Origin of the sequence: Novipirellula rosea, from assembly GCF_039541335.1 — a bacterium.
In the GTDB taxonomy this organism is placed as follows: Bacteria; Planctomycetota; Planctomycetia; order Pirellulales; family Pirellulaceae; genus Novipirellula; species Novipirellula rosea.
On the sequence record NZ_BAABGA010000010.1, the window covers coordinates 85,823 to 100,536 of the forward strand.

Sequence of the window (14,714 nt, forward strand, 5' to 3'; positions counted from 1 at the left end):
GGCAACGACGGTCCTAATTGGCGGAATCGTCGGCTTCGAGTCGCCGCTGACTGATCCGACCGTTGGCCCGATGGAACTGGCCCGCTTCGTTCGCGACGCAACGATCCAGTGCGTGCGACCGACCGAAGACGAACATACAGGTCGCGTTGGGGTCGCCATCGAACCGATCGCGGAAGACAAGGTCGGCCGCGTGGTGTTCGATGGCGTGGTGGCGGCGAGAGTCAATGTCGTCAAGACTTGGCACAAGTTTGCCGACGTTGGCGAATCGGCCGGTGACACACTGCAGTCGAAACCGGATGGCTCGGCACAGATTCTGTGGCGACGAGACCTCAACCAACTCGGTGACCAATGGGCAGTCGTTCGGGTCGGTCGGCCCGCTGATCCGGTTTACCTTGTCGAGGTTCCGATTGGTGGCATCGCTGGCCGACGAGGGATGCGGACGGGCAGCGCAAACTGCGACCTGTATCAACTCGACAAAGCGGGCGAGATCGAAGCGGTCAAGGATCCGGCTGGCGACACAGTACGAATCACCGCCCGGAATCACTCGGCGCAGCGTATTCGCGGACCGATTGCCGATTCGCCAAAGCAATACCTGGAAGTGCAGTTCGATGGTCAGCGATCTTGGGTGATCGACCCGCCGAAACAAACGCTTCTATGCAAGCCAACGAAACGTATCAAAGCAAAGTCATGGGGAACGGCTCGCGAGCTACGGTTTGATGGCGGATGGAAACCGATTGGCCCCGCCGTCTCGGTTTACAACGTTTGCGATTACGCGTTGCTGGCGAGCCAACAGATCGTCTGCCACTTTCATGAGGATACGTCGGCATACTTGACGATCGGTTGCCGTTGTTGCGACGGAAGCAGCAGTTCGAGCAGTTCATCAAGCTCCAGCAGCTCGTCAAGCTCAAGTTCCAGCAGTAGTTCTAGCAGCGACTCATCGTCCAGCAGTTCTTCGTCGTCGCCCTCGTCATCATCTTCATCCTCGTCATCGGGAAGTTCATCGAGCAGCAGTGGATCGTCGAGTAGTTCGAGCATGTCGTCGAGTTCCAGCAGTTCCCTGTCGTCATCCAGCAGCAGTTCGTCGGGTTCTAGTTCGTCGAGTAGCGGCTCGTCTTTATCGTCGTCCGGCAGCCCGTCTTCCTCATCGAGCAGTGGTTCGTCATCAAGCAGCCCCTCATCAAGTAGCAGTTCCGGCAGTTCTTCCTCTTCATCAAAGTCTTCATCGAGTAGCGATTCATCGTCAAACTCGTCATCCGACAGCAGCAATTCATCCCTGAGTTCGTCCACATCCAGCAGCAGCGATTCAAGCGACAGTTCCAAGTCCTCATCAAGCAGCGACAGCAGTAGTCAATCGTCGAGTGATTCATCCCAAAGCAGCGATTCGAGCACGTCGACGAGTCTGCCAAGCGTGAGCAGTTCGTCCAGTTCCGACGTTTCCTCGTCGGCATCGAGCGGTTCATCCGACAGTTCGTCGACTTCTCAATCGAGCGATTCATCCAACAGCGATTCGAGTGACTCGAGCACGTCGACCAGCCTGCCCAGTATTAGTGGTTCATCAGGCTCCGAGGGATCGTCGTCCGCATCGAGTGATTCATCAGATAGTTCGTCCGATTCCCAATCCAGCGACTCATCGACAAGCGAATCGAGCGATTCCAGTACGTCGATCAGCCTGCCAAGTGTTTCAGGATCGAGCTCATCGGGGAGTGATTCGTCGTCGAGCGACTCGCAATCAAGCGACTCCGGTTCGTCGAGCACTTCATCTGCCTCTGACTCAAGTGAATCAACCAGCGCGCCATCCATCAGCAGTTCGCAATCATCCACATCCGAGAGTGAGTCATCGACCAGCGAATCATCAAGATCGGAATCCAGTCGGTCGGAATCAAGCACATCGGCAAGTGAATCACGCAGTGAGTCGGGCTCGGAGAGTGTGCCTTCCTACAGTTGGCACTCGTCAGCGAGCAGCGAAAGCGACTCTGAATCGAGCGAGTCTGAATCGGATTCCCAGTCGCAATCTGAATCAACATCGCAGTCAGCCAGTGATTCGGGAAGCGATTCCCAAAGCGAATCAAGCATCGACCGCAGTTCGGACTCGCAAAGCTACTCAGCGAGTGCTTCGGCTTCGTACTCCGACAGTGCCTCAATCAGCGGAAGTCAAAGTGGTTCTACATCAGCCAGCGGATCGGATTCAGGCAGTGGGTCAGGATCAGGCAGCATAAGCGCTTCCGCATCTGATAGCGGCAGCGGATCGGCTTCGGATTCACGATCAACAAGCACTTCAGATTCTGGCAGCGATTCGCGAAGCGATGACTCCACCAGCGTGCCCATTTCATCAAGTGGTTCGGGTTCCGATTCAGCATCTCGGTCGACAAGCGACTCTGGATCGGAAGGCTCCGACAGTGATCGGCCAAGTGAAAGTGACGATCCGAGCGTCGGCGATTCATCTGGAAGCGACAGCAATCAACCATCCGAAAGTAACGACTCGACATCCGATTCAGACCCACCCAGCAATGGTTCCGATCGGCCTAGCGAAAGTGCATCCGATAGCAGCGACGGATCCGATCGACCGAGCGAGAGCGATTCAACCGAGGAACCTTCCGAAGACAGCAGCGGATCGAGTGAACCGTGCAACAGCACCTGGATTTGGTCGTGCGGTTGGGAATTGGTTGACAGCGATTGTGAAGACCCCGGTGACCCACCCAGTTCGTCCGGTTCATTCGATGGAGCAGTAGCGGGGATGACAGCATGATGCATTGCCCTCATTTAACTTCCGACAACCAATGCGAAGTGGCATGCCAACTCGCCGGTTGTCGCGTGCAAACCACGCCGGCCGCCTGCAATGCGTGCCAGACCAACGACAACCCATGCGCGATTAACGTCGTCACGATCGGCATGGCATTGGTCAACAAGAAACGCCGCAAACAAGACGTTACCGAGTTGGAAGCACTGCTTCGCAACTACATGCCGAACGACGACCTAATGCCGGCAACGCTGAAGATGAGCAGCTACCAGCCTGGCCCCGGCAACGAACTCAAAAAGATGATCGCTTGGTTCGCAAAGCCGAGCGAAACATGCAACTGCGAAACCCGTGTCGACACGATGAACGACTGGGGTGCCGATGGTTGCCGCCGAAACATTGACACCATCGTCGATTGGTTACTCGAAGAAGCCCAAGCAAGAGGACTCCCCCATGGAAGGTTTACAGCAACAGTCGCCCGCAGTCTCGTCAAAACTGCCATCCGCAAGTACGAGCGAAAATTCCCCGAAGGGGCACCCGAACCAGACCAAGACGATCCGGAGGACGAATTCGATCGTTGAACGCTGCTTCTTGATGAATCTCGATCGCCGTGACGACCGGCTGCAAGATTGGATGCGGCAGCTTCCCGAACCGTGGCCGTTCCCCGAGCCCGAACGGTTCGCTGCGATCGACGGCCGCCGCGTCGCAACGCCCCCGCAGTGGCGCGCCGGCAACGGAGCGTGGGGATGCTACCGATCACACTTGCTGATTCTCGAAAAGTGCCTGCTCGAACACATCAACTCGTATGTGGTCTTTGAGGACGACGCGGGATTCGGCGATGACTTCTGCGAGCGGTTGAAGGAATTCATCGAGGAACTGCCGGCCGATTGGGGCATGGCGTATCTCGGCGGCCAACACCTTTACGCCGGCAAGAACCCGCCACACAAGGTCAGCGAACACGTCTATCGTCCTTACAACGTGAATCGAACGCACGCGTTTATGGTTCGCGGGCGTGACGCAATGAAGACGCTGTATCGCCATTTGACTTGGAACGATTGGCACACCAAGCATCACATCGACCATCACCTCGGTCGGCTGATCCAGCGTCGTTACCAGGCTCTCGTTCAGGGCAAGAACATTCAAAAGGAATCCATCGCGGTTTACACGCCCGATCGCTGGCTCGTTGGACAGTTGCCGACCAAATCGAACATCTGCGGTCGTAAGTGGAGTCAAACGCGGTTTTTCAACGACGCCAAGAATGCTGACCATTCCGACGCTCCGTTCTTCGCTGTGCTCGGACCGCACCGCGCCGGCACCTCGTGCGTTGCCATGGTCATGCATCACCTCGGTGTTCACATGGGCAATCAGCTTGGCGGCTACGAAGCGACCGGAGGCGGCGAAGCACTCGGACTGTCGCAGCTTTGTGAAAAGGTGATGCGTTTCCCGGCTACCGATCCGAATGTCAGCGACGACCAACTGACTCAGATGCTCAAGTCCTGGATTGTCAGCCGCAAATCGGAAGCGAACCGCGACAAGACGGTCGCTGGGGCGAAGTATCCGCACTTGTGTCGCTTCGTGAATCACCTTCACGCCGGGCTGGGCGATTCACTGCGAATCATTTCTGTAGAACGAGACATCGAAGCGTCGATTCGCTCGCTGCAGAACCGTAGCGAAAAGCATCGTGGCCAATGGTTCGCGGCAAACGATGATGAGTGCGAGGTTCTGCAGCGCAGTCTCCGCGATCACCGAGACAACTTCATCGCCGAGCATCCCGACGTGCCAGTGTTCCGGATCGAGTTCGCCGAGTTGGTGACCTATCCAGAGGAAGTGATCGGCAATCTTGTCGAGTTTCTCGGCATCACGCCGACGCAGGATGAAATCCAGTCGGCGATCGAGCACGTCAATCCTGATCTCCGGAAGTTTGGGTGAGCAACATGGCGAAAAGCATTTCAACCGCAGACATCACGTTCTGCATCAAGACGATTCACCGTCCGTGGTCCTGCCATCGTCTGGTCGAATCGCTGCGTGAGCACATTGCTAACCCAACGATCGTCGTCGTCGATGACGGGCGACCGGAACTACGTTTCAGCGAGAAGTATCCAGAAACCGCCAAGCATTGCACGATCATCAATCTGGAGCGGCACGATGTGGGCGTTGGAGTCGGACGTAACGCGGCGATCGACGCATCGCAAACCGAGTACATCTTTCTGCTCGACGACGATCACGTTGTCACGGCGGACTTTCACATCGACCGCGTTTGCGAGTACTTCGCCACGCATGAACTCGACGTCCTCGCCGTCCGGCAAGGTGGAGGTGGTCGCCCCACGATGCTTTCGCCACTAATGAACGGCAAAAGAATCTGGATGCATCGGGGCGAATACAAACGCATTGGCACCGTCGCCTGGTGCGACATGGTCAGCAATGCATTTCTGGCTCGTAAGGAAACGATCGCGACGCTGCGTTGGGACGAAGCCCTGAAGACTTACGAGCATTGGGAGTTCTTCTATCGAGCGAGTCATCTCTCGAAGCTGCAGATCGCGGTCGCGACCGATTGTTCCGTCGTCCATGCCCACGTTTCCGGCACAGGCTACCGCGACCTGCGTGGACGATCCAAGTTCCGAGCGATGGGGCTTCGGAAACACGGTTTCCATTCTTTGCGTTATCCAGGAGGTCAAATCGTCCGTGCGTAATCAAGCCACTTTCTGCATCAAGACGATTCATCGTCCGCATTGCTGTGCCGCACTCGTTCGCAGCATTCACGACCACTATGGCGAAAACCGTCCGCTGATCCACGTCCTCGATGACGGCAAACCAGAATTGCGATTCTCGGCCGTGTGCCCCGGCGAAGCCGCAATGGTCGATCGACTGATCGAGACCGAGTACGACATCGGCCTCTCCGCGGGTCGCAATCGGTTGCTCGATGCTGGCGACACACCGATTGTCATCTTCGCCGACGACGATCATCTCGTCACCAATCAAACGCGATTGCCTGATTTGATCGCGACGCTCAACAAACATCACGATCTCGATTTGCTCGCCGCACTCAGTAACAACGAGGAGCGTCCGCGAATGCTACGAGTCGACGGAAGAATCCTGCGGATCGCGTTCGGCAACTATAGGCAGCGGCGCTCGATTCGCTGGTGTCACTACGTCGGTAACTGCTTTGTTGCTTATCGCGACATCCTGCAAGCGATCCGCTGGGACGAATCGCTCAAGGTCGAAGAACACTGGGACTTCTTCTGGCGGGCGAAAATCGCCGGCATGAACGTCGCCGTCGATTTGAATCATTCGTTCAAACACGAACACGTCGACCCGCCTGGCTACATCCGTCGCCGGCCTGAGTTCCTCGACGCAGGTCTAAAGAAGCACGGATTGCGAAAGGTGATTTGGCGATGATTGATATCCCCGCCCTTGAATTCCACCTTGCTCACGGTTGCAACCTTTTGTGCCAACAGTGCAGCCACTACAGCAACTTTCATCTGGCTGGGCAAATGCCGACGCCGGATGATGCGCGGGTTGAGTACTCGCACTGGTCGCATCGAATTCGACCAAATCGGTTCGCTCTGCTCGGCGGCGAGCCTTTGTTGAATCCTCACCTGATCGAGCACCTTTGGTTGGCCCGTGAATCGTGGCCCAATTCCCATTTGATGCTCGTCACAAACGGATTCTTCCTTGATCGCCACCCAGACTTACCGGGCACTCTCGTCGAAACCGACTGCCGACTTGAAGTCAGCCAGCATGGCACGCACGAACCCTATCTGGCGCGATTCGACGAAGCGAGGAAGACGGTGTGGCAATGGCGAGCCGACTTTCCCGGCATCCAAATCAAGATTCGCAAGTCGCATCGCGGTTGGATGCGGCAGTACCGAGTTGAAGACGGCAAGCCAATGCCGTTTAATTCTAAGCCCGCTGCAGCATTCAAAATCTGCATGCAGAAAACTTGTACTCAGCTTTTTCGCAGATGTTTATTCAAGTGCCCCGCACTTGCCTACCACGCATTGATGGAGCGACGACTGCGGATCGAGACTGTCCCTGCATGGAAAATGTTTCGTGACTACAAGGCATGCCCACCGAGCGCAAACGCCGATGAACTGCGATCGTTTGTTGAGACCAAAGCGATTCCTCAATGCGGACTATGCCCAAGCAAGCGTGTTCCGTTCAAGCACCCCGACCCGACTCAAAGGAGTGAGATTCGATGACTTTCCCACCTGGTTCAGGCAGCGGAGATATCCCGCCACCATGGTATCCATTTATTCCACCATTCGATCCACCGGGCGATCCATCACCACCGACTACACCCGCTCCGCCTGAGGGTTCAAGTACCGATGACGATACGTCCAGCGACGAGCGTCCTGACTGGTGGCCCGACGATTTCCCGTGGCCGCCTTCACCCGAAGAACCGGTTGTGATCGAGTCACCGCCGCCGATTCACGTTTGGCCACGACTACCGCCGGACCATCCCTATCACGTTCCGCCTGGCTACTCAGCACCTGACAACTTGCCACCGGGCCACCCCGGCGAAGCCTATCCTGGAATGCCAGATTATCCCGTCGTGCATCCCGGTGATTGGGGCGACGATTGGTCCAGCTATCCAGGCTTGTACGACGACTAAATTTTGTAGGCGCGCAAGACCATATTACACACAAGCCAGCATCATGCTGGCTTGTGTCGTTTGGTATCGCTCGTATTCGATTTATGGAAGGGAATGTACAACTACCACTTCGCAAAAGAACGTTTCATTTCAACACGGAGACACGAAGTGGCCAAGAAAAAAGCAACCAAAGCAGCCGTCAAGAAAACGCCTGCCAAGAAGAAAGCATCAACGCTCAACGACATCTACGATCAGGTTTCGAGAAAAGCCGACACGCAAGGTGTGAAAATCAACGTCGCTGAGACCAAGCGAGTGCTGGCGTGCTTTTTCGACGTGCTCGAAGACTACAAACCGGCCGATGCGTTCGACTTCGTTGCCAAAGGTCTGAAGCGTGCAGGTACTCGGCGGCGCTAAGATGACGGCGAAGCAGGTTCTATCAGCGCTTCGTGGGGTGGCTCGCGAAGATAAGGCCGCGTTCTTGCCTGGGTTCTTCAAGGCTGTGCCCGGTGGGTACGGTTTTCCAGCAGCTTCGACGCGGCGCTGCAATTCATACGCGAACATCATCTGCGCCAGTTTGCTCTGGGCGTAGGAATTCCAGGCGGTGTAGGTCTTGTCGAAGTTGAGGTCGTCAAACTGAATTCTCTTCAGCCCCATTTTGTAGGCGTTGCTACCGACAACCACGATCCGCCCCGCCGACTCTTCGATCCGATCGAAGAGCAGTCCACAAAGTAGGAAATGACCAAAACCGAGCTTGCGATCTGTCATCGTGCCAACTGGAGGGTCGACGGAATGTTGATTCCATCCAAGACAAGAAATCGCCGCAAGCGATGTGACAAGGATGCGATGGATGTGCCGGAACATGGGATTCTCTTCAACTATTCGCGAGCCAACAAAACGAGAATGCAAGTACCGTTGTCGGTGACGTTGTTGTCCATGGTCGTTACTACGAACGAAGCGATTGCTCGACCACGTCGCCCAATACACGCATCGCGTCTTCAGCTTTATCCGACGGGACGAAAAGGTGGTCATGAAAATAGGCTGAGATTGCATTGACGCTGATGCCGTGTTCAGCCAGCTTCTCAGTAACGACGGCAAGCAAACCAATCGCCTCAAGGCTGGAGTGCACTTTGAGAGTGATCTTCCTGCAAGGAAAAGTGAAGTCGAGATGGTTCGCTTCCGCTTCGTCCTTCGCAAGTATCAGCGTCAAACCCTCCTCTTCAAGAAACTGACCGATGGGGAGAAGACCAAGTTCGGACGCAACTGCCGGTTCCAATGAGCAAAACACAAATTCGCCGTCTTGCAATTCCGGCCGCATGTTTTGCAGCAATGTCAGCAGCTTCGATTCGCCGTTCATCTGTTTTGCCATCGTATTTGTGCAGCGTTTGGAGTCTGTCGCACTGTGCTCGCCTTTTGCATCATCTGCGTTGTCGGTTGGCGTTCTGGTAAGGGGAAGTTGCAAACTTCAAGTAGCTTAGCAAAATAGTCTGACCAACTCTGGTGACTACGACCCGCGGCTTGGCGGAAGTGACTTTCGTTGTTCGCTGCTCCGTTGCGGATGACAAGCTTCCACCTGGTGAGCTTCTTCGGTGTCTCGGCAAGATTCGCCAGAACCATCTCCCGATCGTAGTCCAGTTGGTGGCCCACAAAACGCCGCCAAGATTTCAGCGTGACGCGTTGACTTCGATGCGCTCACTACCTAAAAAGAACGTGACGACTACAACTGTACTGCCATTTCGGCCCGGACGATGCGCGACGTACCCGGTTAGGATAAGACGACGCCCTTGGATAAGGAGCGTTTTCATGGCATGGTTTCTGGTTATTGTCGCGGGTCTGATTGAGTCCGCATGGGCTGTCGGACTGAAACACACCGAAGGCTTCACAAGACCAATCCCCAGTCTCTTGGTGATTTCGGGAATCGTCGCCAGCATGTATCTGCTAGCCGTTGCCGCGCGAACACTGCCCATTGGAACGGCTTATGCCGTCTGGGTCGGTATCGGCACGCTGGGCGCGATCATTCTGGGCGTGATACTTCTTGATGAACCATTGAGCCTCGGTCGCGGCTTCTTTTTGACACTGCTGCTGGTAGCCATCGTCGGCCTGAAGATCACTGCACCCATTGATGCTGCAATGGGCCCGGAAAAAACAACTTGTCTCAAAGCACGGCCTTGAAATTCTTGCTCCGCGTGATGCGGCGATTCCAATCAGACGTTTACTCAATTAGCACCCCATGTCATCCGCTTCATTAAATCCCGCCGTTGAGTCAACCCGTCGTGACAACTTGGTCGGTTCGATTTGGATGGTGGCAGCGATGGTGCTGTTTGCCATCGAAGACGCTTCGATCAAGGTGGCGTCGACGCACGCGCCGGTCGGACAAGTAATGATGCTTTTCGGATTGGGCGGCGCGTTGCTCTTTGCGTTGTACGCTGCCAAAAAAGGAGACCGGCTCATCGCGCCTGCGGTGCGGTCTTCCTCGATGCGGTATCGCATGCTATTTGAAGTCGGCGGCAGGCTGTTCTACTCGATGGCCGTTGTGCTTACACCTTTATCCGCCACGACCGTGATCTTGCAAGCGACTCCTCTGGTCGTGGTTGCTTTCGCCGCGATGCTGTTTCGTGAGCGTGTCGGCATTCGTCGTTGGTTCGCAGTGTTCGTTGGGCTTGCCGGAGTGATCATCGTTGTCGGTCCCGGACGTGACAGTTTTTCCATGCTTTCCATTCTGGCCGTCTTGGGAATGCTGGGATTTGCCGGACGTGATCTTGCTAGCCGAGCGGCGCCGCCCACCGTAACGACGGCCGTCCTCGGATTGTACGGGTTCATTTCCGTGCTCGTGGCGGGAAGCGTGATTGCAATTTGGAGAGGCGGACCGTTTTTGTGGCCTGAACTTGCGCTGTTGCTACCTCTCATTGTCGCTGTGTGTGTCGGCGTAGGCGCGTATGCCTGCCTGATGAAAGCGATGCGAACAGGTGACGTGTCAGCGGTGACTCCCTTCCGATATTCTCGCCTGCTGTTTGGCGTCGGCTTGGGAGTCTTCTGGTTTCAAGAAACTCTCAGTTCGCAAATGATTGCGGGTTCCGCACTGATTGTCGCTTCGGGGCTGATCATCATCGGCCGCCGCTCTTGACTGCTGATTCTTTGCGACCTAAAGGTGCTCAAATGACAAACCATCCAATTGCTGTCCGTTGATTCGGAGCGTCAGTCCGTGAGTTCCGGAATACAGCGTGTAGGTCGTCTCGTTGGCTCTGAGCACGTGCCCATTTGTGATACGCGATGTGAACATGCACCTGATGCCGCGTTCAGAATCTTGTGAACTTGGACTTGTGTCGCTGCCGGATTTAAGAACTGAGCCGAGGACCGTAAGGCCGCAGGTTCCGCGCCGATACGCGGCCGCTTACGCGTCGCCGCTCACAAAATTGACGCTGTCCAGCTTGGCTGCGGCTACAAACATGTCGCCTTGGTCGCAAGGATTTGGCTGTAGATTACAGGTAGCAACTCGTGAGTCAATGGTTGAGGGAGAATCTGGTTCGTTCTCGCGCCCCTTGTACAGATTGGACAGCCGGGTCACTTAGCAACGCACGACCAATTTCTGCCGTAGTCGACGAGGCAACGAGTCCTGACGCACGGGACTCGTCGCCTCGTCCACTACCAAGCCCGACACTTCAACATCGTCCGTTGCCTCGTTCGTTGTCCCTCGGCGTATTTTTGAAACGCCTTCAAGAACAGGTCGTGTCTGCCATCATTTCTTCGCGCTGGCTTTAGGCTTCTCTGTAAACGGAATCACAGGACGCTTCATTTCACTGTCGACATCACGAAACACCCAAGGTTCCCAAATTTTTCGTACCTCTCGCCACTGCTGAAGTGTTCGCGTTGGATACCAGGAAGGAACTCCGTGTTTTTTGAAGTCGTATTTATCCGCATGATCCTGAACCCACTGACCCACCGTTTGCTCAGCGGGACGCTCTGGTGGGAAGACATTTTGAGCGCGGAAATCGTCGGAGACTCCCTGGTCGCGAATCACTTCGTCTCGCCAACGATTGAGTTCTGCCAACAGTTCCGACTTCACTTCGGCATATTTTGGATCGTCGGCGATGTTGTGGACTTCGTGTGGGTCGCCACGAAGGTCGAATAGTTCGACCGGCGGTTTGCTTGGCGACAGAAAGGCTGCTTGTTCTGGCGTAAGTTTTCCTTCCAAGTTCAAGATGTTCAGTTCAGCAAGCGGCGGATACGCTCCTTCTTTGTAGAAGCTGAATTGGCAGTAAGCTCGCTCCGGCATCAGATTCAAAATCAGTTTAAAGTCCTTTGACCGGATGCTACGCATTGCATCGTGAGTCGTATCCATTTTGTCGCGAGCGGCGAAGGTGTATCGGCGCTTATTCACTTCGTCGCTCAGCAGGCTCTTTCCGTGCAGGGGCACGGACGGGGTGACTCCGGCCGCTTCGAGAACCGTCGCGCAGATGTCGATCGACATCACCAAATCATCATTGACCTGCGCCGGTTCAACGTGCCCCGGCCATCGCATGATCATGGGAATCCGCGTTCCTTCGTCGTACAGGAACTGTTTTCCGCGAATGTGGCAGCGTCCATGATCGCCAATGAAAAACACGATTGTGTTGTCAGCCAGCCCCTCATCAACGAGACGTTTTAGAATGGCGCCGACCTCGCGGTCGACCAGTTGCATTTGCTCCAGCCCGTTCGCCCAATCTCGACGAATGAAGGGCGTGTCCGGATAGTACGGTGGCAACTCGACGTCCTCGATATCAATGGGACGCTCGGGGTCACGATTCCACGATCGGTGCGTGCCACCAAAGGTGATGCGGGCGAAGAAGGGCTGATCCGGTTTGCGGTTCTTCCAGTCCTTCAAGTCCATAAAAAGTTCTTGCCGCGTGTCAGGTAGGAAATTGCAGTCCGTTTTCCAGCTCATCAAGACGGTGTAATAACCTGCATCGGCGAGAAGGTGTGGGATTGGCCGGATGCCATACGGAAGGGGCTTCTTGTCTTCGGTCCGGTGTTGGTGCGCGCCGATATAGTTTTGGTGAAAGCCAGTCATCATCGCGGAACGCGACGTCGAACAGACGGGCGACGTTGTGAAAGCACGTTCGTATCGAATGCCCTCCGCCGCCAACTTGTCCACATTCGGAGTATGGATGCCCTTCGTGCCATAACACGACAGATCCGGACTCCAATCCTCGATGGTGATCCACAAGATGTTTGGTCGCGTATCTGCCGCGGGCGCGGTTGACGTGATCGTGGCGGACAGAAGTAGAACAACAGGGAAGATCTTCGCTGACAGTCTCATTGAGTATCGGTTGTTATCGAGGGTTCGGGAGGGGTGAAATTGGTGTTCATTTTTTCGGAGCGATCCAGGCAACAAAGCCTCCGCCGCTGGGCATCTCTACAACAAGGGATTCATCCGCGTTGACCGCCATTGTCGTCAGACGCATTGGCACGGCATGAGTCCATTGCTTGCGATCAGCTTTTTGATTGACTCCGATTCTTTCGACATTCACGAGAGCTCCCTGAAGGTCATCCCGGATGCAAGTTGCTGTGTATTTGCCGTCGCCCAGAAAATCTAAAGCAACTTTTGCGTTTCGAGCGTCGGGACCGTTCAGGATCGCAACAAACCAATCGTCACCGCGGCGGCGTGCCAACACCGTCATTTCGCCGATCTTGCTGTCGGGTAGAACGATGGTTTCATCCCAGACGGTAGGCATGGCTTGCAGAACCGGCAGCGCGTCTTTGACATGCGGCGACTTCATCATTGTGTCAGGGTGTTCTGCAAAGACTTGCAACGGTGACAGGAATGCCACCGCCGTCGCCAGTTGGTGGGCAAGCGTGGTCGGACCGGGGTTGGTATACAAAATTGGCGTGTAGTCGGCATGTCCAACCGCGAAACGTGTGAAAGGCAAAGCTGCGTTGTGCGATGCTGTCAGCGGTCCTTCCTTCATTTTGTTGACTTCGATGCCACGTACGCCTTCGCGAGTCATTTCGTTGGGATAAGTTCGCGATTCGCCCGTCGAGCTGTGACACCCATGGAAATTGATCATCAACCTACGCTCGGCCGCGTGCTTCAAGGCTGCGATCTCAAAGTCGATCAATTCCTTGGATTCGCCGTTCATGAAATCGATCTTCAGCCCCGCAGCACCAATCGCGGCGACACGATCAAAGTAGACACGCATGATCGCATAGTCGTTGGTCGGATCGATGATGTCTTGAGAATGCACCCAAAGCCACACGCCGACATTCTTCTGGGCCGCCCGGCTACACAATGATGCCGCCGTCTTCCACGGATCATTCCAATCCTTCCAGCCATCATCGATCAGTGAATATTCAAAGCCCAACTTGGCAGCCCAGTCGATGAACTGTTCTTGCGTCTGCGGACTTCCCAGCCCGAGTGTCTCCCAACTCCAAACACAACGCCCCGACTTGATATAGCTGGTGTCAGCAAACAGCTCGGGATCTGGTGCCGGATTGAGATTGTTGATCAGGTCACTGGTCGCAAGCTCGGTCAAGTTGTCAGCAAACAACGTGACCCGCCAAGGAGTCGTAATGGTGCCAGCGACGTCAAAACCTTGGTCTCCCTCACTGAAATCAGCGACGAAGGTTCGCTCTCCCACTGCTCGCAACCGCATGCCGCTGTAGTTGTAGGTCGCAGCTTTGGTGACCGCCACAAATCCTTGCTGCTCGGGCAACTCGAAGACGATGGGCGTTCCCTGCACAGGATCGCTGGGTGAGATGGTCGGCAACTGGTCGATGTCGGCTGCCAGCCACTCTCCGGCGTAGGACTTGAGTTTCCATTTTTTAGTGTTTCGCTCGAAGAACCACGCTTTCAGTCCGGCTGGAAGCTTCCAACTGGAAGATTCACCATCGACATGCTGCGTTCCTGTACCAAGATGATCTCCAGCGTTGGGCACAACGTACCGATAGGCGACTCCATCATCGTAGACTCGCAAATGAACAGCGTAGTGTCGGCCGGATGTCATGTGTGTGATTGGGAATTTCCACTCCACACAGTGATTCGTTGCGGTGCTATGGTGACCACGAGTCGCGTACTTCTCGTTGATCACAGACTTCGTTGGTGGCCCAATTTTCACACCGTCGCCCAGGTCAACTCCCTCGACCGTGATGCCCAGCACAGACGGCCGCACGATCTGCCTGCCACGAAAACTCGCTTGATAGCGAATTCGCAATTCCTCGTCGACGAACAATCTCGCCGAGACGCTGCCGTCCGGACTCAACGCGGTGTGAATCGTCTCGTTGTTTTGAGTGCTTAAGACGGATTGCGCCGTAGCGACGCAAGCTTGCAAAAGCACTCCGACCAGAACGATTGTTGGCGCCACGCCTTGCAACGACTGCAATGGGTTCCACAGCGTTGATCGAGTTTGCCGAGTCACG

The 14,714-nt window shown here is 55.4% G+C and carries 17 protein-coding genes, 1 pseudogene and 1 riboswitch; of the genes and pseudogenes, 8 read left to right on the forward strand and 10 right to left on the reverse strand.

The window, feature by feature from the left end; translation table 11 throughout:
• Nucleotides 1–13 precede the first annotated feature (13 nt).
• The 6 genes from ABD971_RS03820 to ABD971_RS03845 all read right to left on the reverse strand — a co-directional run bounded on the left by ABD971_RS03820 (nt 14) and on the right by ABD971_RS03845 (nt 2,751).
• Nucleotides 14–646, reverse strand: a complete 633-nt coding sequence (locus ABD971_RS03820; protein WP_345319565.1) for a hypothetical protein — start codon at nt 644–646, stop codon at nt 14–16.
• A 161-nt stretch (nt 647–807) separates the two neighbouring features.
• Nucleotides 808–1,320, reverse strand: coding sequence for a hypothetical protein (locus tag ABD971_RS03825; RefSeq protein ID WP_345319567.1), 513 nt, complete (start codon nt 1,318–1,320; stop codon nt 808–810).
• 159 nt (nt 1,321–1,479) lie between these two features.
• Nucleotides 1,480–1,887, reverse strand: a complete 408-nt coding sequence (locus tag ABD971_RS03830; RefSeq protein WP_345319569.1) for a hypothetical protein — start codon at nt 1,885–1,887, stop codon at nt 1,480–1,482.
• Between the two features lie 48 nt (nt 1,888–1,935).
• Nucleotides 1,936–2,073, reverse strand: a complete 138-nt coding sequence (locus ABD971_RS03835) for a hypothetical protein (protein ID WP_345319571.1) — start codon at nt 2,071–2,073, stop codon at nt 1,936–1,938.
• Between the two features lie 78 nt (nt 2,074–2,151).
• On the reverse strand, nt 2,152–2,457 hold the full coding sequence (locus ABD971_RS03840; protein WP_345319573.1) for a hypothetical protein: 306 nt from the start codon (nt 2,455–2,457) through the stop codon (nt 2,152–2,154).
• Nucleotides 2,458–2,751, reverse strand: coding sequence for a hypothetical protein (locus tag ABD971_RS03845; protein ID WP_345319575.1), 294 nt, complete (start codon nt 2,749–2,751; stop codon nt 2,458–2,460).
• Between ABD971_RS03845 and ABD971_RS03850 the strand changes: the two genes are divergently transcribed.
• Genes ABD971_RS03850 through ABD971_RS03875 form a run of 6 tightly spaced genes read left to right on the forward strand, consistent with a single transcriptional unit; the run spans nt 2,743 to nt 7,346 of the window.
• Nucleotides 2,743–3,315: a hypothetical protein gene (locus tag ABD971_RS03850; protein WP_345319577.1), complete on the forward strand. Its 573-nt coding sequence runs from the start codon at nt 2,743–2,745 to the stop codon at nt 3,313–3,315. The genes ABD971_RS03845 and ABD971_RS03850 overlap by 9 nt on opposite strands.
• A 13-nt stretch (nt 3,316–3,328) precedes the next feature.
• On the forward strand, nt 3,329–4,663 hold the full coding sequence (locus ABD971_RS03855) for a glycosyltransferase family 25 protein (protein ID WP_345319579.1): 1,335 nt from the start codon (nt 3,329–3,331) through the stop codon (nt 4,661–4,663).
• A 5-nt stretch (nt 4,664–4,668) separates the two neighbouring features.
• A complete protein-coding gene (locus tag ABD971_RS03860) occupies nt 4,669–5,424 on the forward strand; it encodes a glycosyltransferase family 2 protein (protein ID WP_345319581.1) in 756 nt (251 codons plus the stop codon).
• Nucleotides 5,417–6,130, forward strand: a complete 714-nt coding sequence (locus ABD971_RS03865) for a glycosyltransferase (RefSeq protein WP_345319583.1) — start codon at nt 5,417–5,419, stop codon at nt 6,128–6,130. The genes ABD971_RS03860 and ABD971_RS03865 overlap by 8 nt, the downstream gene beginning before the upstream one ends.
• The gene (locus ABD971_RS03870; RefSeq protein ID WP_345319585.1) at nt 6,127–6,933 is read left to right on the forward strand and encodes a radical SAM protein; all 807 of its coding nucleotides are present in this window, start codon (nt 6,127–6,129) and stop codon (nt 6,931–6,933) included. Before ABD971_RS03865 ends, ABD971_RS03870 begins: the two co-directional genes overlap by 4 nt.
• The gene (locus ABD971_RS03875; RefSeq protein ID WP_345319587.1) at nt 6,930–7,346 is read left to right on the forward strand and encodes a hypothetical protein; all 417 of its coding nucleotides are present in this window, start codon (nt 6,930–6,932) and stop codon (nt 7,344–7,346) included. The genes ABD971_RS03870 and ABD971_RS03875 overlap by 4 nt, the downstream gene beginning before the upstream one ends.
• A gap of 495 nt (nt 7,347–7,841) precedes the next feature.
• Here ABD971_RS03875 and ABD971_RS36005 read toward each other — a convergent pair.
• Nucleotides 7,842–8,069, reverse strand: a pseudogene (locus ABD971_RS36005) (oxidoreductase); the annotation flags it as partial.
• Between the two features lie 199 nt (nt 8,070–8,268).
• Entirely contained in the window at nt 8,269–8,691 is a 423-nt protein-coding gene (locus ABD971_RS03885) for an ACT domain-containing protein (RefSeq protein WP_345319591.1), read from the reverse strand.
• A 356-nt stretch (nt 8,692–9,047) separates the two neighbouring features.
• Nucleotides 9,048–9,107: riboswitch (guanidine-III (ykkC-III) riboswitch) on the forward strand.
• Between the two features lie 18 nt (nt 9,108–9,125).
• On the opposite strand from ABD971_RS03885, the gene ABD971_RS03890 reads away from it, so the two are divergent.
• A complete protein-coding gene (locus ABD971_RS03890; RefSeq protein ID WP_345319593.1) occupies nt 9,126–9,494 on the forward strand; it encodes a DMT family transporter in 369 nt (122 codons plus the stop codon).
• Between the two features lie 58 nt (nt 9,495–9,552).
• Nucleotides 9,553–10,446 carry a DMT family transporter gene (locus tag ABD971_RS03895; RefSeq protein WP_345319595.1) on the forward strand — a complete coding sequence of 298 codons (894 nt, stop codon included), beginning with the start codon at nt 9,553–9,555 and terminating at the stop codon, nt 10,444–10,446.
• 612 nt (nt 10,447–11,058) lie between these two features.
• Here ABD971_RS03895 and ABD971_RS03900 read toward each other — a convergent pair.
• Both ABD971_RS03900 and ABD971_RS03905 read right to left on the reverse strand, forming a co-directional pair.
• Nucleotides 11,059–12,618 (reverse strand): sulfatase family protein, encoded by a 1,560-nt coding sequence (locus ABD971_RS03900; protein WP_345319597.1) that lies wholly within the window; start codon nt 12,616–12,618, stop codon nt 11,059–11,061.
• 46 nt (nt 12,619–12,664) lie between these two features.
• Nucleotides 12,665–14,713 (reverse strand): glycoside hydrolase family 97 protein, encoded by a 2,049-nt coding sequence (locus ABD971_RS03905; protein ID WP_345319793.1) that lies wholly within the window; start codon nt 14,711–14,713, stop codon nt 12,665–12,667.
• Nucleotide 14,714 lies beyond the last annotated feature (1 nt).